The 22969-nt window shown below is 58.0% G+C and carries 16 protein-coding genes, 1 tRNA gene and 1 pseudogene; 6 read left to right on the plus strand and 12 right to left on the minus strand.

What is annotated here, in order from left to right:
- The first annotated feature begins 32 nt into the window (after positions 1–32).
- The 3 genes from glmS (at position 33) to galE (ending at position 3793) form a co-directional block, all read left to right on the plus strand.
- Positions 33–1859, plus strand: a complete 1827-nt coding sequence (gene glmS, locus CW354_RS19615) for a glutamine--fructose-6-phosphate transaminase (isomerizing) (protein ID WP_104831747.1) — start codon at positions 33–35, stop codon at positions 1857–1859.
- A gap of 63 nt (positions 1860–1922) precedes the next feature.
- Positions 1923–2762 carry a 2OG-Fe(II) oxygenase gene (locus CW354_RS19620; protein ID WP_104831748.1) on the plus strand — a complete coding sequence of 280 codons (840 nt, stop codon included), beginning with the start codon at positions 1923–1925 and terminating at the stop codon, positions 2760–2762.
- The gene (gene galE, locus CW354_RS19625; RefSeq protein WP_104831749.1) at positions 2759–3793 is read left to right on the plus strand and encodes a UDP-glucose 4-epimerase GalE; all 1035 of its coding nucleotides are present in this window, start codon (positions 2759–2761) and stop codon (positions 3791–3793) included. The genes CW354_RS19620 and galE overlap by 4 nt, the downstream gene beginning before the upstream one ends.
- Before the next feature lie 4 nt (positions 3794–3797).
- Here galE and CW354_RS19630 read toward each other — a convergent pair whose 3' ends face one another.
- Entirely contained in the window at positions 3798–4766 is a 969-nt protein-coding gene (locus CW354_RS19630) for a complex I NDUFA9 subunit family protein (RefSeq protein WP_207764925.1), read from the minus strand.
- A 438-nt stretch (positions 4767–5204) separates the two neighbouring features.
- Between CW354_RS19630 and CW354_RS19635 the strand changes: the two genes are divergently transcribed.
- Positions 5205–5291: transfer RNA gene (locus CW354_RS19635), tRNA-Leu, on the plus strand.
- Between the two features lie 203 nt (positions 5292–5494).
- Here CW354_RS19635 and CW354_RS23210 read toward each other — a convergent pair.
- Positions 5495–5998: a hypothetical protein gene (locus tag CW354_RS23210; protein WP_133162390.1), complete on the minus strand. Its 504-nt coding sequence runs from the start codon at positions 5996–5998 to the stop codon at positions 5495–5497.
- Positions 5999–6091: 93 nt separating this feature from the next.
- Between CW354_RS23210 and CW354_RS19640 the strand changes: the two are divergent.
- Positions 6092–6700: pseudogene (locus CW354_RS19640) on the plus strand (DDE-type integrase/transposase/recombinase); the annotation flags it as partial.
- A 16-nt stretch (positions 6701–6716) separates the two neighbouring features.
- Here CW354_RS19640 and CW354_RS19650 read toward each other — a convergent pair.
- From CW354_RS19650 to CW354_RS19675, 6 genes are all read right to left on the minus strand, one after another.
- Complete coding sequence (locus tag CW354_RS19650; protein ID WP_165793847.1) at positions 6717–8102, minus strand: APC family permease; 1386 nt, start codon at positions 8100–8102, stop codon at positions 6717–6719.
- A gap of 55 nt (positions 8103–8157) precedes the next feature.
- The gene (locus CW354_RS19655) at positions 8158–10440 is read right to left on the minus strand and encodes a TonB-dependent receptor (RefSeq protein ID WP_104831753.1); all 2283 of its coding nucleotides are present in this window, start codon (positions 10438–10440) and stop codon (positions 8158–8160) included.
- Between the two features lie 62 nt (positions 10441–10502).
- Positions 10503–12215 (minus strand): hydantoinase B/oxoprolinase family protein, encoded by a 1713-nt coding sequence (locus CW354_RS19660; protein WP_165793848.1) that lies wholly within the window; start codon positions 12213–12215, stop codon positions 10503–10505.
- 40 nt (positions 12216–12255) lie between these two features.
- On the minus strand, positions 12256–14337 hold the full coding sequence (locus tag CW354_RS19665) for a hydantoinase/oxoprolinase family protein (protein ID WP_104831755.1): 2082 nt from the start codon (positions 14335–14337) through the stop codon (positions 12256–12258).
- 256 nt (positions 14338–14593) lie between these two features.
- Positions 14594–14953, minus strand: a complete 360-nt coding sequence (locus tag CW354_RS19670) for a nuclear transport factor 2 family protein (protein ID WP_104831756.1) — start codon at positions 14951–14953, stop codon at positions 14594–14596.
- A 111-nt stretch (positions 14954–15064) separates the two neighbouring features.
- Positions 15065–17110: an NAD(P)-binding protein gene (locus CW354_RS19675; protein WP_104831757.1), complete on the minus strand. Its 2046-nt coding sequence runs from the start codon at positions 17108–17110 to the stop codon at positions 15065–15067.
- Between the two features lie 539 nt (positions 17111–17649).
- Here CW354_RS19675 and CW354_RS19680 point away from each other — a divergent pair.
- Positions 17650–18555 (plus strand): LysR family transcriptional regulator, encoded by a 906-nt coding sequence (locus CW354_RS19680; protein ID WP_104831758.1) that lies wholly within the window; start codon positions 17650–17652, stop codon positions 18553–18555.
- A 29-nt stretch (positions 18556–18584) separates the two neighbouring features.
- Here CW354_RS19680 and CW354_RS19685 read toward each other — a convergent pair whose 3' ends face one another.
- The 4 genes from CW354_RS19685 to CW354_RS19700 form a co-directional block, all read right to left on the minus strand.
- Complete coding sequence (locus tag CW354_RS19685; protein ID WP_104831759.1) at positions 18585–19787, minus strand: cytochrome P450; 1203 nt, start codon at positions 19785–19787, stop codon at positions 18585–18587.
- A 102-nt stretch (positions 19788–19889) separates the two neighbouring features.
- Positions 19890–20327, minus strand: coding sequence for an acyl-CoA thioesterase (locus CW354_RS19690; RefSeq protein WP_133162391.1), 438 nt, complete (start codon positions 20325–20327; stop codon positions 19890–19892).
- Positions 20328–20364: 37 nt separating this feature from the next.
- Positions 20365–21261 (minus strand): beta-keto acid cleavage family enzyme, encoded by an 897-nt coding sequence (locus CW354_RS19695; protein WP_104831761.1) that lies wholly within the window; start codon positions 21259–21261, stop codon positions 20365–20367.
- A gap of 21 nt (positions 21262–21282) precedes the next feature.
- A complete protein-coding gene (locus CW354_RS19700; RefSeq protein WP_104831762.1) occupies positions 21283–22620 on the minus strand; it encodes an aspartate aminotransferase family protein in 1338 nt (445 codons plus the stop codon).
- Positions 22621–22969: the final 349 nt, after the last annotated feature.

A 22969-nucleotide genomic window follows, 5' to 3' on the forward strand; every position in this document is an offset into this window, starting at 1 on the left:
GCCGGACAGCGGCTAAGCGAGACGGAAGCGTTATGTGCGGGATTATCGGCGTTTTAGGCAATGAAGAGGCGGTTCCCCGGATCATGGCCGGGCTGAAACGGCTTGAATATCGCGGCTATGATTCCGCCGGCGTCGCCACTGTCCATGACGGCCGGCTCGACCGGCGGCGCGCGCCGGGCAAGCTCGTCAATCTCGACGCCGTCCTTGAAACCGCCCCCCTGCCCGGCGCGGCGGGCATCGGCCATACCCGCTGGGCGACCCATGGCGCGCCGAACGAGACCAACGCCCACCCCCATGCAACCTACCGCGCGGCGGTCGTCCATAACGGCATTATCGAGAATTTCGCCGAGCTGCGCCGCGAACTGGAAGAAAAAGGCGCGGTCTTCGAATCCGAGACCGATGCGGAAGTCTGTCCGCAGCTCATCACCTATTATCTCGAAAACGAAAATCTGACGCCCGCTGAAGCCTTCAAGAAGGCCATCGGCCGGATGCGCGGCGCTTTCGCTTTCGCGGCGATTTTCTCCGGCGAGGAAGATCTGATGATCTGCGGGCGCAAAGGCAGCCCGCTGGCCATCGGGCGCGGCGACGGCGAAATGTTCATCGGTTCGGACGCCTATGCGCTGGCGCCCTTCACCAACCGCATCACCTATCTCGAAGAAGGCGACTGGGCGGTGCTGACGCGCGACTCCATCGACATCCGCGACGAGTCCGGCGCAAAGGTGACGCGCGCCGAAAAAATCTCCAGCGCCAGTCAGGGCCTCGTCGACAAAGAGGGTCACCGCCATTTCATGGCGAAGGAGATTCACGAACAGCCGGAAGTCATCGCCCACACGATTTCGCGCTATGTGGATCCGGCGGAAATGACCGTGCGCCTGCCGAAAGGCGCGTTCGATTTCAAAAAGCTCGACCGGCTGACGATTTCCGCCTGCGGCACCGCCTATTATGCGGGGCTCGTTTCGAAATACTGGTTCGAAAAATGGGCGCGCCTGCCCATCGAAATCGACGTCGCGTCGGAGCTGCGTTATCGCGACGTCCCGTGGACGAAAAACGGCGGCGCGCTTTTCATCTCGCAATCGGGCGAAACCGCAGACACGCTCGCGGCCTTGCGCGAAGCGTGCGCCAACGGTCAGCAGATCGCTGCGGTCGTCAATGTCGCCGAAAGCTCGATCGCGCGCGAGGCGGATGTGATCTTTCCCATGACGGCGGGACCGGAAATCGGCGTCGCCTCGACCAAGGCCTTCACCTGCCAGCTTGTCTCGCTCGCCTGCATCGCCATTGCGGCGGGACGCGAACGCGGAACCCTTTCCGCCGAAGAGGAAAAAGAGCTTGTCGGCGGGCTTCTGGAAATTCCCCGCCTTGTCGCCGAGGCGCTGAAGCAAAGCGACAAGATCGAAGCCATCGCCCGCGACATCGCCAAGGCGACGGGCGTTTTTTATATCGGCCGCGGCGTTTCCTACCCCATGGCGCTCGAAGGCGCGCTGAAACTGAAAGAGATTTCCTATATCCACGCCGAAGGCTACGCCGCCGGCGAGCTGAAGCACGGACCCATCGCCCTCATCGACGAAAACCTGCCGATCGCCGTGATCGCGCCGATGGATGCGCATTTTGAGAAAACCGTCTCCAACATGCAGGAAGTGATGGCGCGGGACGGCAAGGCGCTGCTCATTTCCTGCAAGGACGGCATCGCCGCGGCCGGCGCCAGGGCGTGGGCGAGCATCGAAACGCCGAAAACCCACCCGATGCTGGCGCCGGTCGTCTATGCGGTTCCTGTGCAGCTCCTCGCCTATTTCACGGCGACGACCAAAGGCACCGATGTGGACCAGCCGCGCAATCTCGCAAAATCGGTGACGGTTGAGTAAGCCGCGCGAGTGCGCGAGGATCGGCGCCCTGATCGATTCGCGCGGGAGCCCCTTGCACAGCCCATGACGATGACAAGCGATATTGGCGAGGACATTGCCGGCGCCGTCGCCGCGCGCCTCAGGCGCGATGAAGACGCTTTGCGAGGCGCCTGGGAAAGCGCCCCGGCGGGCGTCGCCCGTCACGTCATGATCGACAATCTTCTCGAACCCGGTCTCACCATGCGCATCTATCGCGCCTTCCCGCCGGAAAGCGAAGACTGGCGCCGGCTCGACAGTTTCCGCGAGCGCAAAAAGACTTTCGCCAAGCTCGACCGGATCGATCCGCTTATCGGCGCGGCGACCGACGCTTTTCAACAGCCAGACGTGGTCGCCGCCGTCGCTGCCATCACCGGCATGCGCGATCTTGAGCCCGATCCGAGCCTTTACGCCGGCGGCGTTTCGAAAATGGACCGGGGCGATTTCTTGAACCCGCATATCGACAACTCTCACAATGCGGACCGCACGCGCTATCGCCGTCTGAACCTGCTTTTCTATGTGAGCCCCGACTGGCGCGCCGAGCATGGCGGCAATCTGGAGCTCTGGGACAGCCATGTGAAAACCCCGCTCGAAATCCCTTCCCTGTTCAACCGGCTCGTCATCATGGAGACGGACAGAACCTCCTGGCATTCAGTGAACCCGGTCGTCGCGGACGCGGCGCGCTGCTGCGTCAGCAACTATTATTTTAGCGCCGCTTCGCCCGACGGCGCCGATTATTATCACGTCACCTCTTTCATGGGCCGGCCCGAGCAGCCCTTTTTGCGTTTCGTTAACGCCGCGGACAATATGCTGCGCCAGCAAATCGCATCGCGTTTGAAGATTTCCCGCGGCAAGAAACTGCGCCGCCTGCCGGAGAACGCCTCATGAGTTCGCGCATCGTGGTCGCCGGCGGCGCCGGTTACATCGGCAGCCATGTCTCGGTCGAACTGTTGTCGCGCGGCGACGCGCTCCTCATCATCGACGACTTTTCAAACTCCCATCCGGAAGCCGTGGAGCGCATTCGCGAGCTCGCCACAGGCGATGTCGACCTTTTGAAAGCCGACATGGCCGACGAGGCCCAGCGCGACATGATCGTCAAGGCCGTCAGAGCCTTCAAGCCCGACGGCGCCGTTCATCTCGCCGGCCTCAAAGCCGTCGGCGAATCCGTCGCCGAGCCGGCGCGCTATTACCGCGTCAATCTCGGCTCGGCGCTGACGCTGATCGATGCGCTCAAAGCGGCGGATGCAAAAACCATTGTCTTTTCCTCCTCCGCCACCGTTTATGGCGAAACCAACGCCAATCCGGTGGATGAAAACGCCGCGACCGGCCCCGCCAACCCTTACGGGCGCACGAAGTTTTTCATCGAGGAAATGCTGAAAGACATCGCCCGTTCCGATCCCGACTGGCGCGTCGTCAATTTGCGCTATTTCAACCCCGTCGGCGCGCACCCCTCGGGCCGCATCGGCGAAGACCCTAACGGCGTTCCCAACAACCTGTTTCCCTTCATCGCGCAGGTTGCGGTCGGCAAACGCGAGAAACTGTCGGTGTTCGGCGGCGATTATCCGACCCGGGACGGAACCGGCGTGCGCGATTACATCCATGTCACGGATCTCGCAAAAGGCCATGCGGCTGCGCTCAATTATCTGGCGACATGCGCAGAAGGCTGCGCGCTCGACGTCAATCTCGGCACGGGAACCGGCTATTCCGTGCTGGAAGCCATCAACGCCTTCAAACGCGCCTCAAACCGCGACATTCCTTACGCCATCGCGCCGCGGCGCGACGGCGACATCGCCGAAATCTACGCCAATCCGGAACGCGCAAAAAAGCTGCTCGGCTGGCGGGCGGAAAAAACGCTGGACGAAATGTGCGCCGATCACTGGCGCTGGCAAAGCCAGAATCCGGACGGCTACACGTCTTGACCGCTCAGGCCGCGTGCTCGGCGAACTGTCCGTATTTGCGGTAGCGCACCATATAGCTCGGCAGGATCGCCTCAAGCGTGTCCGGCTCGACCCCGAGATCGGCGAGGACGCCCACATCGCCGCTCGCATCGACCACATTATCTTTCTTCAACAGCCTCACCTGATCGCGCGTGATCGGCGGCTCCACGAAAGGCAGCACGCCGGCGATCTCGCCGCCAAGCCCCATCAAAGACGCTGCGGGAAACGGCACGGGCAAAAGAATGCGGCGCAAGCCCGTTTCCGCCAGCATCAACTCCATCAGCTCACGGAACGTATAAATGCGCGGCCCGCCGATCTCGTAGGTTTTGCCCTTGGCGTCGGCGCGCTCCAGCGCGGCGCAGACTGCGTCCGCCGCATCGTCCACATAGATGGGCTGGAATTTCGTCTTGCCGCCGCCGATCAGCGGCAGCGCCGGCGACAGACTCGCCATGGTTGCGAACTTGTTGAAGAACTCATCCTCCTGACCGAAGATGATGGAGGGGCGGATGATCGTCGCGCCCGGCACGGCCTCGCGAACGGCGCGCTCGGCTTCCGCCTTGGTGCGAGCGTATTGGCTTTCGCTCTCAGGATCGGCGCCGATGGCGGAGACATGAACGAGATTTTCAATCCCCGCTTCCGCCGCGAGCCGCGCCACCGTCGCCGCGCCGCCGGCCTGAACCGTATCGAAACGCTGCGACCCGGATTGATATAAAAGCCCGACGAGATTGACGACGGCGTCGGCGCCGGCAAGCGCATCGGCCACCGACGGCGCGTGGCGGACATTGCACTGTTTGAGCTGGATCTGACCGACCGCGCCCATGGGCCTGAGGAACCCCGCGTGATGCGGCCGGCGCACGGCGACCCGCACGCGCCAGCCGCGCTTGGCAAGCTCGCGCACCACATTACGCCCCAAAAAGCCCGATCCGCCAAAAACGACCGCCAGTTTTCCCGTCACGTTCCGTCGCCTCCGCCGCGCCGCGCGCGGCCTTTCCATCGCCTGATGCAAGACCCGCAAATCCGGGCCGATTTCAAGCTCAGGGACCTATCCGAATTCCGCGCCGGGGACAATCGTCCCGAACGCCGCGGGGCCGCCAGAACCGGCCTGGCGCTTGCCTTCCGGGGCGGACGCGCCGGAAAAACGGCTTGCAGCGAGAGAGCCGCCGCGTTGGGGCGCCTTGGCGGCCCTCTCACCCGGGTCCTGGAGCCGCCGTCCGCCAAACGCGGGAGACCTCCTCCCGCGCGGGGGCCCCGCCCGCCAGATCGCGCCCCTCTCCTCTCCCAGTCCGGTTCGGGGCGCCGCCGCCTTTCCGGGACGCCTCAGCCCCACGGCCCCGCCAGCCAAACACAATTGACAGCCAAGGCGCGCATCCCGTAAACGAGCCGTCCTTCACCTGCCCAGGTGGCGGAATTGGTAGACGCGCTGGCTTCAGGTGCCAGTGGCCTTACGGTCGTGGAAGTTCGAGTCTTCTCCTGGGCACCATCTGCACTTTTCTGACGTTTGCGGACCGGCGCTGAAATTTGTTCAGCGCCGTTTTAACGTGCTGAAATGCTTACGCTTTCAGCCCCCCGCAAACTTCCCCACATTCCCGCAAACATGCGCAGCGCTGGCCGAGCGGTTGGTACAAATGGCACATTTGTTGGTACCTGACCCAGTTTCGTTAGTCGCCTGTTGAGGCCGTCATGCTAGTTCCCGTTAGCGCATTTCACGGTCAGGTCCCAAAGCGCTTTGCCCGACCCGCCATATTTCGGCTCTAACGGGCCGAGCGAATAATGAACTCGTTTGAGTGCGTTCTCCCCCGCGGTCGTTACATGGCCGGCGCTTCGCATGTCTATCAACCCCTTGCAGCTCGCTTCAATCTCATTTGACGTTTCATATTTTAGGTGCGCGCATTCATGATAGTAGACATAGCGTGCGACTACATCTGGATAGGGTAGCAAAAACTGAGGATCAAAAATAATCACGGGTTGGCCGTTTGGCTGATAGGTTGCGTATCCCCAATATCCTCGTGCGTTGCCATTGACGCCTATCACCGGCACAAAGCTGCCGGAAGCGCGGTGACGCGCATAGCAAGTCAATGTAAGACCTGACTTTTCTACATAAGTTGGCGCGTATTGCGCGAGGCTCGGGACATTTACGGTGAGCGAGCCCAGAAGACAAAGCGAGCAGGCCAAAACCTTCCAGTTCATGTATGTCTCCCCAATTGCATATCATAAACTCTACAAGCCTTTACTTACGAGTAGAGGCAGCAACTGATGCATGCATAATGTAGACAACCAACGCGGGCCTGCAAAGTTCTGGGACAACATCGCTCAACGCAACGCAGAAAGCCGACAGGCCGGGCGGATGAAGATGTTCTGACGAGAACGATCATTCGCCTGGTTTCGAAGTTCGGCCGCTATGGCTATAGACGCATCCACTGGCTGCTCGAACAAGATGGCTGGCGTATCAGTCTAACCCGGGTGAAACGCATATGGCGGCGTGAGGGGCTCAAAGTTCCGCAAAAGCAACCGAAACGCAGCCGGCTCTGGCTGAATGACGGTTCATACATTCGGCTTCGGCCGGCAGCGAAGAGCCATGTCTGGAGCTATGACTTTGTGATGGATCGAACCCATGACGGCAGGGCCTTTCGCATGCTGTGCGTCATTGATGAATACACCCGGGAATGCCTCGCAATCCATGTCCGCCGAAAACTCAACAGTCAGGACGCGCTGTGTATTCTCGGTAAGCTCTTCGTCAGGCATGGGTCGCCGCAGCACATTCGTTCTAACAATAATGGGCCGGAGCTTATCGCACAGGCTGTGCGGGATTGAATCGGCAAGCTGGCTGTAAAGACGCTCTACATCGAGCCCGGATCGCCTTGGGAGAACGGCTATTGCGAAAGCTTCAACAGACACGCAACACGCTCTAACTACTTGCAGGCTTAATGCGACGCAACTCCCGTATGCGGAATGCGAACGCCACAGCCAGGACGCCAAGCAGAACTGACCATTCCGGCGGCCAGCGCCAACCGGCCGCCGCCGACTGCTGCACCAGAGACAAAACGACGAGATATGCTGAAAAGAAAGCGCCGGCCAGGATCATCAGCCTGCCGCCCGGCGCAACAAAGGGCGGCAATGCGTCCGCCCCAATTCGTTGGGCGCGCGCCTTCAACAACCCCAATGTGACCAACAGGTACATTCCCGCGAGCAATGTCGAGGTCATGTTCACAACCGGCAAGAGGAAGCCTTGTCCGAGAAACAACCCCGCGATGCTAATCAGAGACACCGCTGCAATCGCAGCGACCGGCGACTGTGCGGTTGAATGCAATCGGGATAAATCCGGATGGAACAGGCCCCGCTGTCCCATCGCGTAAAGAGCGCGCGTCGCGGCGAAGAAAAGCGCATTCCAGACCGCCAACAAGCCGCCAATACCCGCGACAAGCACGAAATTTCCCGCCAATGGAGATGAGAAAGCGTTCTCAAAGGCGGCGGCGATCGGAAGTTCAAACTCTTCAAGGCGTCCGGACGGCAGCACCATTCCAACGGCTAAAATGACGAAGCTATAAAAAAGCAGGGAAAAGAAGATGCAGGCGTTGATTACATGCCCGATCTTTTTCTTGTCGCTCTTATTCGCCAACTCTCCCAAAGCCTGGGGGATCGTGCTGAAACCGCCGAAAAAATACGGCGTCGTAGCCAGCACGCCGAGAACGCCGCCCCAGCCCCAGCCCCAATCGGTTTTTTTGATAAACGGCTGGAGATTTTCAACCGACCCAAAAAGCAACCCTGCGATGACCAACAGGCAGGCCGCAGCAATAAGCGTGTACGTCGCAATATCCTGAAACGCCGTCGCCCATTTCACGCCGCGATAATTCACATACGCAATCAGACCGGCGCAAACCATGCCGACGCCAACGCTGCCGGCGTGAACTTCATTTCCCAATACGGTGTAAAGCAGCGGGCCTTTGAGCCCCGGAACCAGCTCATTCGCAAGCCAGCCGACTGAAACGCCAAAAAAGACGCAATTAATGAGATAAATGACAACGAGAGAAACGCCCGCAGCATAGGCCGCGTTATCCCCGAAAATTTTCTGCGCGTAGACGATTTCGCCGCCGGTCTGCGGCATGATCCCGCCCAACTCGCCATAACAGAGCGCGATCGGGATCATGCAGGCGGCGCCGATCGCGAACGCCAGGATGGCGCCAATCGGTCCTGCATTGATCATAGCGTCGCCCAGCACGATCAGCCAGGCGACGCCGACAATCGTTCCCACGCCAAGCGAGAATAATTGGCGCAGCGTTACTGTATGTTGCAAAATCTTTCCGTTTCTTCTCCGCGCAGCCCATTAGAGAGCTGCGCGGAAAGCGCTGTTAAAAGCCGTATGTAATCTCGGCCAGAACATGCGTCGGCTGATCATACATATTCTGGGTAAAGCCCACATGCGTCGGGATGCGGAAAATCGGCTTCTCATCGTCGCCGATATTGCGCACCGACACCGCAAACTGGAGGCTTTCGTCACCCGTCAGATATGCAACGCGGACATTCCCGATTATCCGCTCGGGAATGCGGCCCGCCGGCGCGTTCAGCACTTCGGAATACTGCTCGCTGGTGTAAACCGCATTTGCGTTGATCGACACCGTTCCGCCGAAAGCCGGCCATTCCTTGCCGATGGATCCGTTGAGGTTCCATTTCGGCGCCAGCGGCAAGACCGAATCCCGCACACCCGTCGCGGTCGGAACATTCGTATCCGCCATGGTATCGAGATAGCCGGCGGCGAACCGCAGCCGCCAGCCTTCGCCTGGCGCTGCGACAATCTCCACCTCGCCGCCCGTGACGTCCGCATCGAGATTGGTCAGCAGCGTCGCCAAGTTGACGAAAGTGAAGCCCTGATAGTCTTTGTAAAAATAATGGAAACCGCTGGCGTTAAACTGGACTTTACCGTCGGCGAGGAGCGCCTTGAAGCCGCCCTCTATGGAGGTCAGGATTTCCTGATCGAGCGGCAACACTGCGCCGCCTGTAAACGGCGCGTTCCATCCGCCCGCCTTGTTGCTGCGGTTGCCGCTGAGATAAAGCAGAACGCCGTCCCGAGGCTTGTAATTCAGAGCGAGTTGGCCGGACCATTCGCCTTTGTTGTTTTCAGCAAGATCGCCGACTGTCGCCGGCGTAAAATTGGTCGTCCCGAAAGCGCCGGCGGCGGGAACGTCATCGAGAAATTCATCCATGACGAAACTGTAGTCGATGGAGTCATAAGAATACCGAAGTCCGCCGATCAGCGTCCACTGCGGTGCGAAATCATATTCGAACTGGCCGAAAGCGGCGTAAGACGTTGTCTCCATCGAAAAATCGGAGAACAGGCGGTCTTCATTGCCGAGGCCAAGCAGGTCGCCCGGCGCAATTTCGCCAAAGCTCGCAAGCACGTCATCCAGCCACGGCACGCCGAAAGTCTGGTTCGCCGTGTCATCCGTGTCGCGCCACAGAAAATAGAGGCCGCCGACCCAACGAAAATCGCCGGCGTCTCCCTGCAACCGCAGCTCCTGATTGAACTGATTATAATCGCCGGTGCGCTGGCCAAGCAGGCCATAACGCGGCGTCATGTCGGAATCTTCCTGATAGGAATATTCGTAACTGACATAGTTCGACACGGATGTGAGAGTAACGGATTCGCTGAGATCCCCGGTGAGAATGTTCGTCGTGTTGAATGTTTGCGCATCGAACAGACCCGGCGCGTCCTGAGCGACTTTGAACGGATCGCCGTCCGTGTCAACATATCCGCCAGGATCGCAGCCTTCGCAATTGCCGTAATAGTTTTCATCCATCGGCAGGTCGTATTCCAGGCCGCTGACCGGATCGAATCCCGTCGATGAATGCTGAAAGGCGAAATTATGATCCTGATCCGAGTAGCTGAGAATGAGCCTGTCGGACCAGGCGTCCGTCGGCTCCCACAGCAGCTGACCGCGAATGCTCCAGTCATTGAATTTCATCAGATCCTGGCCGGCGCGGTTATCGATGTAAGGGGACGTTCTTGAATAGAGGCCGGAAATACGCCCGCTTAAACTGTCCGAGATGGGACCGCTGACTGCGCCTTCGGATGAAAATTTGCCAAGCTCGCCGCCGGAAAGCTTCACATATCCCTCGGTCTCGCGCGTCGGCGCTTTCGTGATGTATTGAATAAGGCCGCCGGTTGCGTTTCGCCCGAAAAGCGTGCCTTGCGGGCCTTTGATCACTTCAACCCGATCGATGTCATAAAGCTGGAACGCTGTCGCGCCCTGAAAGCTGATATAGGCCTGATCGATATAGATCGCGTTCGGCGGCTCAAGATAACCGGTAAAGTCATTTTGCGACACGCCGCGAATATTGCTCAGCGGCAGGTGAGAAAGCGGCCCTTCGGCAAAATAGACGCCGACGCTTTGCTGGGCTATCTGCGTGCTGGATTCGACCCCAAGGTCACGCAGCTGTTCATCTGAAAACGCATTAACGGCCGCGCCGACATCATTGACGTTCTGTTCGCGCTTTGTGGCCGTCACGACGATGGAGTCCACCCCGCCTTGGCTTTCCTGTGCGTTTGCGCCGCCCGCGGCCAGCGCAAGCGTCGAGACGCTCAAAAGCGCCGCGGTCCAAGATAACCCGCCCCTGTTGTTGATATATCCCCTCATGCATTTCTCCTTTGCCGTAATATGATGGCGGCGCCACCTTCCCCGATATGTATTCGCGCGGACTACTCACCCCGATATCCGTAAACGGAGGCGGCGGCCTCCGGCGTCACCCAGCCTTCTTCAAGATCGCGGCGCACGCGTTCACGATCGCGCTCGTGCGGATCGCCGAGACCGCCGCCGCCGCTTTCGGCGCCCCTTATCCATTCGCCGGGCTCCAATTCCGTCACCCCGATGGGCGGCAGATCGGTCTCCGATCCGTCTTTTTCAATTTTGCGCACATAAGACATCGCCCCGGGCAGGCCTTCGCGCGCGCCAAGAGGCGGATGCTGATTCATCTCTGCGAAATAGGCGACCGTCATCTTGTCAAAGCGCGGGCCGTAAACAATTTCGTGCGCCGGCGCGCCGCGAAATTTTCCGGCGCCGCCGGAATCCTTCAGCAAGTGAAGCGAGCGGACCAATATCGGATATTTCAGCTCGCAAATCTCGATGCTGTCGACCAGCGTCGTCGTGGCGCAATCGGGCATTCCGTAAGTCACCCAGCCGTCGCAAACCGGCGACGCCGGCCCGCCATTATTGCTGAGCAAAATCTGGTTGACATACTCGTCGCCATTCGAGCGTGCGTCCTTGCCGGAAATGACGCCAAGTCCCGCCCCCATGGAGGCGGCGCCCTCGGCGAGACCGTATTCACTCCCAAGCTCGGAGAAGGCGCGTTGCGTCGCATTGATCAGCCGGTTCGTCATGTTCGTTGTCGCCATCGAACAGGACGCCGGAAATTTCGGCTTGCCGACGACGCAATTGTCGCGCAGCAACACATTGATCCGCCGAAAGCTGCCGCCATTGCGCGGCACGCTGGAGTCAACGCAGTTTAAAACGCCGATCATCGCCGACGTCCTCGACGACGCTTCCGAAAGATTGATCCCCGCCGGCACGCAATCGACATTGTCGCGAAGATCGACTTCGATGATCTCGTCTTCCGGCTTCACGCGGATGGTCACATTTACGGGCACGCCGTCGGGAAGACCCGGCAGCGGATCATGACAGCTGGAGGCGCGCAATTCTCCCGCCGGCAATTGCGAGATGGCGTGCCCCATCCGGCGCTCCGAATAATCAAGCCATTCCCTGACGAAAGAGACGACCGTCTCCCGGCCGTAACGCGCCACCAGCTCCTTCAGCCGCTTCTCGCCAATGCGCGCAGCGCCCAGCGTCGCCAGATAATCCCCGAACCATACGTCAGGCACCCGGATCCGGCTGCGGCACATCCGGATGATGTCATCGATGTCGCGATAATCTTTTTGAATTCGGACGCAAGGGAAAACCAGTCCGGCCTCTTCATAAACATCCTGCGCAAACGGCATGTAAGTCGTTGGCTGGGCGTTTCCGCAATCGGCCTGATGGGCTTTCGCGCAGGACGTAAAGAGATGTTCTCCGTCCACATACACAGGAACAAGAATTGTGTGATCCGCTATATGCGTATTCCCGAGATACGGGTCGTTATGCAAGAAGGCGTCGCCTTCACAAACATCGTCGTGAAATTCATGGATGGACGGCGTCTGCAATCCCGCTCCCATGACGTGAATTTGCAAGCTGTCCACAGCGGACAAAAGATTATGATCGTTGGTGACGATGCAGCAGGAAAAATCCTTCGCGGTGTTGAGGATCGCCGACCGTCCTGTGCGGAACAGCGTATTGGTCATCTCCCGAACGATCGCATCAAAACGGTTCGCCAACACAGACACGAGGATCGGGTCGAGCTGGCTGTCGGTTGTGGGTTCCACGCCCTCTTTTCGCGCCATCTTTTTCGATTCTTTCCGAGACCTAGACATCGATCTCAACCATATGATTGCCCAGGGCCGTCACGCGCGCTTCGCTGCCGGCGTGAAGCACAATCGTCGTGGTGGGCTCCGCAATCAGCGCCGGCCCCTCGATGCGCATGCCCGGCTTGAGGGTCTCGCCCTGATAAACAGGAATTTCGACCTCGCCGGTTTCCCGGAAATAGGTGGAAATGCGCTTCGCTGCGGCGGGCTCCTGGGCGCCGCCTTCGAGCACCGCCTCCATCGCCGGTTTTTTTAACTGCGCCGTCATACGCGCGCGCCATTGCATGAATTCGATCACCTCGTTCGCGTCGCGAATGGCGAATATGGCTTCATGGGCGTCGTGAAATTGCGCAATCAATGCTTCGACGTCTTGTTGCGTTTTCAGATCGGATTGCAGCGGGATCTCGATTTCCCAAACCTGACCGAGATAACGCGCCTCGACAATAAACTCCTGGCGGAAGCCTTCCACTCGCCAGTTTTCAAATGTCTGTTCAAAAGCCGCCATTTCGCCGCGCAAGTGATCCAAGACCTCGCCGGCTTCCGCCAGGTCGAAGCGGTCAGAGCGCATCACCCGGCTGGCGCTCCATTCGCGCGCAATGTCGGAGAACTGCGCCCCGCATGCGCAAAGGACGCCCGCCGTGCGCGGGAATAAAAGCCGCTTGCAGCCGAGCTCACGCGCGATCAACACCAGATTGAGACCGCCGGCGCCGCCGCCGGCGATGATCAGGCTGTCGCGGGGATCGACCCCTTCATTGATGGTGATCTCTTTTGTCGCTTCGACCATATGCTCGCTGGCGATCGTCATGATCCCGTAAGCGGCTTCATGCAGCGAGCAGCCGAGGCGGTCGGCAATCCCGCCCACGACCTGCCGCGCCGCCTTCACATCGAGGGCCATCCGGCCGCCGAGAAAATAATCCGGATCAAGATAACCGAGCACGACAGCGGCGTCCGTTACGGTCGCTCTGTCCCCGCCCCGGCCGTAACACGCCGGTCCGGGCATGGCGCCGGCGCTCTCCGGACCGACCTGCAACAGCCCGCCCGCATCGACCCAGGCGATTGACCCGCCGCCGGATCCGACGCTGCGCGCATCCACCGCCGACAGCCCGGTCAGATGGCCGCTATAGCGCCCGCCCAGCCAGGTTTCGCGGCTGCGCACCGGCCGGCCGTCGCGCACGAGACTGACATCGAAACTCGTTCCGCCCGTATCGCAGACAATGACGTTCTGATCCCCGGTCTCGGCTTCCGCATAAGCGGCGCCCAGAACCGGCCCCAAAGCGGGTCCGGAGCGCACCATCAGGATCGGACGTTCAATAACATCGCCCACGGCGGCGACGCCGCCCAGCGACGTCGCCGGCAAAAGATCCCCCCGAAACCCCGCCGCCTGCAAATCTGTCTCCATCTCCCGCAGGTGCTCCTGCATCAGCGGCTTTAAGGAAGCGTCGATCGCGGCGGCGGAGGCGCGGCGATATTCGCGAATGACCGGATTGAGCCTGCTCGAGAGCGTATAGGGAACCCCGGGCATATGCTGTTCGAGAAGCGCGCCGAAACGCTCTTCGTGAGCCGGGTTGACCATGGACCAAAGGAGGCACACGGCGACGGCTTCGATGTTTTCCTGCCGCAGCCTGCTGATGATTTCCAACGCCGCCGCCTCGTCGAACGGTTTGAAAATTTCGCCTTCCGCGGTCATGCGCTCAGGCAACTCGAATGTCTGGCGGCGCGGCACGTATGGCTCCGGGAAAGGTTGGGTAAAGTCCCAGGGGTTTTCCTTGCCGCCTTCCCGGCGCACCAAGACGTCCGGAAATCCTTCGGTGACAATCAACGCCGTGCGCGCGGTTTTCTCTTCGAGGATCGCGTTTGTCGCGCGCGTCGAACCATAAATGAGAAGCTGCGTTTTCGCGAGCACGTCCGCCGTCGAGGCGCCGAGCTGTTCCGCGGCAACGCCAATCGCCTCCAGCATGCCCTGCGAGATCTTTTCCTTTGTCGTCAGCGCCTTGCCGATCAACATACGGCCTTGGTCATCCGCGAGCACGACGTCGGTGAAGGTGCCGCCAGTATCGATGCCTATTCGGTAATAAGAGCTCATCGGCCTGTTCTCCGCGCCCTGAATATCACGGCGTGTTCAGAACAGCCCCGCGCCATTGCCGCCAGCCAGCTTAAATTTGCTCTCGAGACGTACTCCACGAGCATTCGATCTCCGAAACGCGCGACCGGCAACCGGCCGCAAATTCGCCGAAAACGCTTTCCAGGGCGCGACATTGAGGATGATTGACTTTATTAAGCAGTTCAATCATATAAAAAATATATATTGATAACGAAGTCTGAATAGAAAAAATACAGCCTTATAGGCTGCTGAACGCCTTGCCGACGACGCGCCATGCGCCGTCGATTTTCTGCATGACAAAGAACTCGGCGAAGCTCAGACCGGCGTCGGTCTGAACGTCAACCCGGACGGCCGCGGAATTTCCGGCAAGCGCGAGAACGGTTATCGCGCCGGGCGGAACATCCTGTTGCGCGCTTGGCGGAGCTGAATCGCAGAATTGCGCCAACGCTTTGGGATCGCCGCTCCAATCCTCGCCGGCGATGGCGCCATAGATGAACGCCCGTTCGTGAAACACCCCGTCCATGAGCCGGCTGTCGGCAGAGAGAAAGGCGCGTATGTATTTTTCGCATTCGGCTTTGATCAAATCCTGGTCTGCCATTTCTTTCACCCTTCATGAAACTGCGCTTGTGAACGCGCGACCCGCTTTCGGATGCGAAAGCCTGCCGGCTCTTTCGCCGGCGCCGCCGGTCCGCCGTTGGCGAAGATCAGTCTAGACAAAGGAGAGCGCCTGGCGCGCCGCTCTCTGTCCTTCTCCGACGGCGCCGATAAAGGCCTGAACGCCGTACAATTCGCTGTGTGCAAAAAAGATTCGGCCAAACCCTTCGCGCACGATGTCGGAATTGGATTTCCCCCCGCCTGCCGGATACATGAAACCCGGCTGCGGCACGACATAGGCATGCCCCCAGCGATTTATCGTGATGCCCGCAATATCACGCTCGGCCTTGAACCCGCCCCGGCGGAACAGCGCATTCATTTGGGAAAGAATTCGGCTCTCAATCTCGGCGAAGGGCGCGTTGAAGAGTTCCCAGCGCAGGGCGGCGCCTTGCGCCTTAGCGGGCAGCCCATTCTCCATGAGCGGCGCGTAGAAAGTCAGCACGATCGGTTTTTCAGGATCGAACGGCGCTTCATAGCCTTCTATATTCAAGGGCTGGCGGATGTTGCAGCTGAACCCGAAATCACCATTCAAGTAGAGCGCCGTGGTGACGCCCATTTTCTCCATGAATTTCCAGTTGCGCAAGGCGACATTGGCGACCACCACCGGCGCATGCACGAAACTTGAGAGCGCTTTTTGGAGGCGGTCGGGCGCGCCTTTCACAATGTGGCGGCTGACCCAGCTTCCGCAACACACAATGGCGGATTTCGCATGAACTGCATGCAGCTTTCCGTCTTTTTCATAGACGATCCGCACGCCGTCTAGGTTTCCGTCGCCCTGTCGGTTGCGAACGTCAATCGCGGTTGCGCCCAGGCGAACACGGAACGGCGCGCCATCAACATCCAGACGGTCGAAACGGACGGGATTGCACTGGACATCGCCAGGTTCATACCCGCCTTCAATTGCGTCCGGCATGACGTTTTTTAGAAAATAGCGGTACACATAGCTGTTGCCGCCAGGGAAACATGCAATCCGGTTGCGGACCAGCCAATCGGTCAAAGCCTTTCGGCTCGGATCCTTCATCGCGTCGAGATCGGTCTCGCTGGCCAGCGCCGCCCCGGGCAATCCCAGATGAAGCGTCGCCATCAAGGCCGAGCAGGTGTCCGATCCGAGGCCCAAGGCGCTCGCCAAAAGCGGATCGCAAAACCGCGCCACTTCCGGCCTCAGGCCATGAACATCGACCAGCAACTCTTCGTAAGTCATCTGGTCGAGCCATTCTTCAAGGCCTTCTTTGGGACGGTCCAGCACCAGCTCCCAATGCCATTTCATCAGGTCGCGTTGAACTTCAGGGTCGAGGTCCAGCCCCTCAAGCCCTTTCATCCACGGATTTCGTACAGGCTTCGGGTTTTCCCGATTTTTCCCGGATTGATTGTAATAGGCGATGCTGTCGGAAATTGTCGCTTGCACCATGAACATGAAATTCGAAACATCGAATTCCAGATTCTTCTTGGTTCCGGCCAGCGGCGTCCAAGAATACTCAAGCGGCATTTTGATATCTTTATATTCGTCATAAAGCAGATCGAAGTTCAGAACGGTTTGGCCGGACTCGCTCGGCACATAGGTCATGTTCGAGCCTTGGGGGCCGTAGATTTTATAGCCGTCAACTTCGAATTCGTTGAGCTTGGCTTCACCGCCGAAAATATTGTGGTTTTCCAGAATAAGAACGCGAAGATTATCGCCCCGCTCTTTTTTCAGGCGATAAGCCGCGCCAACGCCGGCGCCGCCGCCACCGACTATCACGACGTCGTATTCGCCGTCTTCAACCGACGCTGCATCGACATCGGTTTGCTCAAAAACGCCGTCGCGGATTCGGTGCGCGCGGGACAATACGTCCCAGGTATTGCCGTTATTGCCGCGATAATCGCCAATTCCGCTTGGGCCGTCGAACAAGGCGGCCTTTTCCGGGTCGACAGCAGGGTAAGCTCTCGGCGCCGCTTCACCCTTCATGGTCTGCGCGAGCAATTCGCGCGGCGTCAAACCGCCCAGGAGCGCCGCGCCGGTTCCCACCAGGACGCCGCCAAGATAGTCGCGACGTGTGATACCTTTGCCGGCGCGTTTGCTGCTCGTTTCAGACCCACGTTTTTCAAACTCATTGTCAGCCATATCGCAGCCTTCTCTTCCATATCACGCCAGCTTACCCGCCCCCCGCGCAACGCCGACGATTTCAGTTGCAGCGGCTCAATTGTAGTTCTGGCGACGTCACGCATAATCCAAGCACTTCGCAGGCGCCGCGTATATTCATAACTTGTCCGAAGCGACATTTTGCGCCGGCGCAGAGCACCCTTTCGTGCGGCGCGCGCTCTATTCCTCAACTCTGAAATAAATTCCACTATGGAGAGGTTGGCCGCATTGCGAGACATGATCATTGGGCGCATCCATAAACAACGCCCTTGTACCAAGCGGGCGCTGAACCTGCATTCTCGTCTTCATTCAAACGATGCGCGTCACGCTTGCGGGGGAACTGGTCTGCGGACAGATCGTTTAACAACATATTTGTTTGTCCCTCGCGCCCTGGCCAGACGAATGGAACGCCGCTGCGCTGACGCTGGCGGTTCAATAAGGATGGTTGACGGAATTAAGCAGTTCAATCATATTAAAAATATATATTCATTATCTGTGGCGATGAATTGCCGGGGCGCTAGATGAACCTTCACTCACTGAATTTCGCCTATCTCATGCGATTCCTCGCCCTCGCCGAACATCTGCATTTCAGCAAAGCCGCCGAAGAACTCGGCATCGCGCAGCCTCTTCTCAGCGAGCAGATCAAAGCCCTCGAATATGCGATCGACGTCAAACTGTTCGACCGCACCAGCCGGCGTGTGGAGCTGACGACAGCAGGGAAAATGTTTCGCGACCGCGTGCAGCTCGTTGTCCAGGGCATGCAAGACAGCGTCGAAGCGGCGAAAGCAACAGAGCTTGGCGAACAAAACCGGCTTAGGCTGGGATATACGGACGAGTTTGCAATCGATTATTTGCCGTATTGGGTGCGGCGCATAAAAGAATCGCAGCCGACCGCCGATCTTGACCTCATGCCGGGCATGACCCCGCAACTGACCGAGCTGCTGAAAAACGGCCTCGCCGACGCAATATTAGTTTGCCCTATTCCCGAAGAACCGCTTGGAAAAGAATATCAGATCCTGCCCCTGGAGCCGCTTCCCCTAAGCGTCGCCCTGCCCGCCAGCCACCCATTGAAAAAACGAAAAAAAGTGAAAATTTCGACGCTTGCCGACGAACATTTCATCGAAGGCCCGCTCTCGCCTCAAGCCGCCTCCGAACGCGTCATTAACCGCCTGTTTTCTCAACATGGCGTCGAGCGCGACATCGTGCAAAGAGTCCACGACTCCGAGCTGGGCGTAAACCTCGTCGCGGAAGGCGTCGGCATAACGATTGGCCATTTCTCGTCACGCGCCAAAAACAGGGATGACGTCACTATCGTCGAACTCGACGAACCCGAAGCGAAACTCACCCGGGCGATTTTATGGAGAAAAAGCGCGCGCCCCCCCATGCTTGACACCGCTCTGGACGTGATTGCTTCGAACGGACGATGAACGCAGCTCTTTTGAAATCAGAAATTCTGTTATGCGGTCTTTGGCGTCCAAACAAGGTCCAGCCTTTTGGGCTGACGGAACTCATACCCCCTGATCGCAACAGCGCCGGCGTCTTTTAATTTCAGGCCGTCCAAACGCGCCATCAACTTTTCGATCGCGGTTTTCGCCTCCAGCCGGGCGAGATTGTTTCCAAGGCAAACATGCGGTCCTATGGCGAAGCCCAGATGCTTTCGAATATTATTGCGATTCAGGATGAATTTATCCGGATCTTCGAAAATGGCGGGATCCCTATTGGCCGCGCCAAGCATGCAGTTGACGATATCGCCCGCCTTGAGCGAAACGCCGGCAAATTCAATATCATTTGCAACATGGCGCGTCGCGGATTGAACGGGCGAAACCCATCTTACGCTTTCTTCCACGACAGCGGGAATGATTTCCGGATTTTCGTCGACCTGCAAGCGCAGAAAATCCTGGCTCAGGATGGCGTAAACCGTATTCAGCAATAAGGCTTCCACCGTAGAGATGCCGCCAAACATGATGATAAGCGCGTTGCGCCTGATTTCCGCATCGCTGAGGCGGTTCTCGTCGCCGTTCACAACCGAGGACAGGAGGCCATGCGTCGATGAGCCTCGCAACGTTTCGATCTGGCCTTGCAGAACCTCATGAAATTCTTCGCGATTTTTGGCGGCGCGCTGTCGGCATGCCGCATCCCAGCTGAAATTTGATAAGGCTGCTTCGAAACTGTCGTACCAGTTTCGAAATCTTTGTTCGAGTTCGAGCGGCAATCCGAAAATTTCCAGTATCGTGAGGACAGGCAAGCGGCTGGCGATCGAATCTCGCAAGTCTGTTTCTCCTTGCGCAACAAACCCGTCAATTAACTCGTCGACGCGGCGCTCTATGCGAGCCGACAGATTTTCTTGTATCGTTTTTGGCGTAAACGCCCCTCGAAAAGCGCTGCGATAGCGAAAATGCGCAGCGCCGTCGACGGTGAGCATGTGTTCGCCAAATGTGTCATAAAGCAGAGAATGCGGCGTGCCGGTGACGAAGTCAGCGGCATTCATGAGAATTTCGTGGATATGGCGGTGATCGACCACATACCACATCTTCAAAGGCTCAATCCAATGTATGGGCCCCTTCTCACGCAGCGCGCGGTATACGGAATAGGGGTCCGCATCCAACGCCTCTAAAAACACTTCCCTGTCCTGCATCAGAGCGGCGACGTCAGCGGTCATATATTTTTTCCGTTTACCGCAGCAACAAAGGCTGCCCGATTTCGGGGCGCATCCAGCCAAGAAAGATTTCGGGTTTAGGCCTCACCCGCGTGAGGACTCTGTTCATTCGGACAGTGCCGATATAAGCAAATTGGCTTCAATGCGTTGACGGATTTCATCTTCTATAGGCACGGCGCTGCGCGCTTTAAGATCAAAACGAACCGATATGGTGGTTACGCGCGTCTTAAGGTCATCGCTTTCGGCGTCCTTCATTTCATGCACATAAGTTATGGATTTTGAGCCCAACTTAACCGGATAGGACTGGAGCAGCAGCAGGTCGCCGCGGCGAACCTCCTTTAGATACTCGTATTCCTGCCGCACATCCGCCCAGCCCAGCCCGTCGTCACGTTCGCCGGACACGCCCATCATGGAAAAAAGATGATAGCTCGCATCTTCGAACATCGGCGAATAATGACGCGTCGCCATATGCCCCATGACGTCGCATTGCCACGGATGTATCACGGCCCGAAATGTATCGAATTTCCCGTCTGTGCTTTTCATTGCGCCGCTCAGTTCGTCTAATTGATGCAAGGCTCAGTTAGCCTGGTGTTTTCAGGTCAAGCATTTCCCGCGCTTCAGCCGGGCTCGCAACGTCGCATCCAAGACTGTCGATAAGCCCTGCAGCGCGCTCGACAAGCTGTCCGTTTGTGGCGAAAACGCCGCGCTCCAAATAGAGATTGTCCTCCAGCCCGACACGCACATTCCCTCCGGCCAGCAATGACTGCGCCGCCATCGGAAATTGCAGCTGGGCGATCCCCATTGCACCCCAAATGGCGTCCCGAGGAAGAAGATTGCGCATATAGAGGACGGTTTCCGGGTCAGCGGGCGCGCCCCATTTCACGCCTAACACAAACTGATAAAGCGACGGGCCGTCAATCAGTCCTTCCTTGACGAGCTGATTTGCGAACAGCACGTCGCCGGCCTGAAAAGCTTCCAGCTCCGGCTTCACCCCCAAGGCTTGAAAGCGTTTCGCCATTTCGCGCAGGGTGCGTGTCGTATTCAAATAGACAAATTCAAAGTCGCCTTCCATCTGGTTGCCGGTGGTCACATCGAGCGACGCAATTTCCGGCAGACATTCGACAAGGTGTTCAACGCGTTCTTCCGCGCCGATCAGATCGCTTTCCGGCAAAGCCCGGCCTTCGTCCTTAGGGTCAGGCAAAAACAACGCTCCCATGCCGGCGGTCAGATTAATGACGATGTTGATCCCGCGCTGCCGAATTCGGTCGACGACCTCTTTGAACAACGCGACATCGCGCGAGCCGGAACCGCTTTCGGGGTCACGAACATGAATATGGGCGATGCTGGCGCCGGCGCTGGCCGCTTCAGCGACTGCTTCGCATATTTGTTTAGGCGTGACCGGGTATTCGTAAGGATATTTCGGGTTTAACGGCGCATTACCCGTGACAGCGCAGGTAAGAACGATTTTTCGCTTCATCTTGGTTCACCTCAAACATATTCACTCGCCGCAAAGTGCAGCGCCATAGATTTGAAGAAAGTTTTCGAATTCGCGTTCGAAAGCCTCTATGTCGTCATCTGTGGACTTTAGGTTCAGTGTGATCAAACCGCGCGAAGCAACATAAAATCCGCGGTTCATCATATGAAGATGCATTAGCATGCGGAATAATTGGAGATTGGGATGGTTGATATCGTCCGGGCTCTTGATCGTCTCAAGACCGAGATGCGGATTCATTACGCTCCCAATGCCTGTCACTTGAACAGGCGTATTGGCTTCCTTGGCGATTTCATTCAACCGCTCGCGTAATTTATCGCCGCGCGCGTTCAATGAAACGCATGCTTCGCCTGTGAAATATTTTCCCAGCCCGATGCTGCCGCCGATCATCGATGCGATATTGTTGTTGAACGTCCCAGCGTGAGAAAGGCCATTCTCTCGCCGCAGATCAAACATCGACATCAACTCGTCCCGGCCGCCCAGGGCGCCGCAGCTGAACCCTCCTCCTATGTATTTTCCGAGACTTGTCAGATCCGGCTCAATGCCCAGTTTTTCCTGAAGACCGCCAGGCGACAATCGAGACGTCATTACTTCATCAAAAATCAGGACGATATCGTGCTCGCTCGCCGCTGTGCGGAGCATTTCCAGAAATACGGGATCGCCGGCTATGCATCCGCCCGACCCCATCATCGGCTCAACGATAATCGCTCCCAGTTCGTCTTTGTTTTTTTCGATGAGCGCGCGCGTTCCTTCGACATCGTTGTAGGCGCCGATCAAAGCTTTCATAGGGACGTTAAGCGGAGCGCCTGACGCCCCAAATGTCAAAAAACCGCCATGATAAGCGCCCTTGAAAACAAGGGCCGTTTCTTTGCGCGTCGCATTGCGCGCTAAAGCCAGGGCAAGCAAATTCGCTTCTGTCCCGGAATTGCAAAAACGCACTTTCGAAATCGATTGAAAGCGTGTGCAGATTATGTCGGCCAGCTTTTCTTCATATATATTAGGGCCGCTGAGCATGAGCCCTCGTTTTCCGATTTCGGACAAAATATCCCGCAGCATTTCTTCATTATGGCCGTAAAGCCCTGCAGTATATTCACCAACGAAATTGAGATACTTATGGCCGTCCGCATCAAATAAAAAGTTGTTTTCCCCTCTCTCAATAACGACGGGAAAGGGAGGATAATAAAGCGTAGCGCGTGTGCTTCCCCCCGGCAAAACGCGGCAAGCGCGCTCATAGCGGGCAAGGCTTTCGGCGTTTCTTTCTTTATAAATGGCGACTTCGTCTTCTATCGCCTTTATCAGCGAACGATCGTTCGCGCCTTCCTCAACATGTTCAATGGTGCTCATGACCGGCCTCAATTCATATGGGTTGCATAGCCCAATGGATGGGCGGATGATGCAAAAGCGCTTCTAATTCACTCACTACACAAACGCTCAATGCACGCGTAATCACAGCGAGCACCATGAGGCGCCTTTGCGCCAAGCTGAAAAGTCTGGCGCAGACTTCGCCGCAACCGCGCAAGACGTTTGCGTTGAAACAGAAAAAATGCGGGGATCATAACGAGGACGAAAGGCGTTCCGGAGAGGGCAAAACCGGAATGGCGCCTCACTAAGAACCGCTTCAAATTCCCAGATGCGCGGGACCTGAAGATTGCAGCAACGCCATGCAGCGCGGCTACGCTTAATTCAAAACCTC

Origin of the sequence: Hyphococcus luteus, from assembly GCF_002943565.1 — a bacterium.
Taxonomy (GTDB): Bacteria; Pseudomonadota; Alphaproteobacteria; order Caulobacterales; family Parvularculaceae; genus Hyphococcus; species Hyphococcus luteus.

Coding starts and splice junctions, on each gene's coding strand:
- glmS (WP_104831747.1), top strand. CDS start 33: ATGTGCGGGATTATCGGCGTTTTAGGCAATGAAGAGGCGGTTCCCCGG.
- CW354_RS19620 (WP_104831748.1), top strand. CDS start 1,923: ATGACGATGACAAGCGATATTGGCGAGGACATTGCCGGCGCCGTCGCC.
- galE (WP_104831749.1), top strand. CDS start 2,759: ATGAGTTCGCGCATCGTGGTCGCCGGCGGCGCCGGTTACATCGGCAGC.
- CW354_RS23210 (WP_133162390.1), bottom strand. CDS start 5,998: ATGAACTGGAAGGTTTTGGCCTGCTCGCTTTGTCTTCTGGGCTCGCTC.
- CW354_RS19655 (WP_104831753.1), bottom strand. CDS start 10,440: ATGAGGGGATATATCAACAACAGGGGCGGGTTATCTTGGACCGCGGCG.
- CW354_RS19665 (WP_104831755.1), bottom strand. CDS start 14,337: ATGAGCTCTTATTACCGAATAGGCATCGATACTGGCGGCACCTTCACC.
- CW354_RS19670 (WP_104831756.1), bottom strand. CDS start 14,953: ATGGCAGACCAGGATTTGATCAAAGCCGAATGCGAAAAATACATACGC.
- CW354_RS19675 (WP_104831757.1), bottom strand. CDS start 17,110: ATGGCTGACAATGAGTTTGAAAAACGTGGGTCTGAAACGAGCAGCAAA.
- CW354_RS19680 (WP_104831758.1), top strand. CDS start 17,650: ATGAACCTTCACTCACTGAATTTCGCCTATCTCATGCGATTCCTCGCC.
- CW354_RS19685 (WP_104831759.1), bottom strand. CDS start 19,787: ATGACCGCTGACGTCGCCGCTCTGATGCAGGACAGGGAAGTGTTTTTA.
- CW354_RS19690 (WP_133162391.1), bottom strand. CDS start 20,327: ATGAAAAGCACAGACGGGAAATTCGATACATTTCGGGCCGTGATACAT.
- CW354_RS19695 (WP_104831761.1), bottom strand. CDS start 21,261: ATGAAGCGAAAAATCGTTCTTACCTGCGCTGTCACGGGTAATGCGCCG.
- CW354_RS19700 (WP_104831762.1), bottom strand. CDS start 22,620: ATGAGCACCATTGAACATGTTGAGGAAGGCGCGAACGATCGTTCGCTG.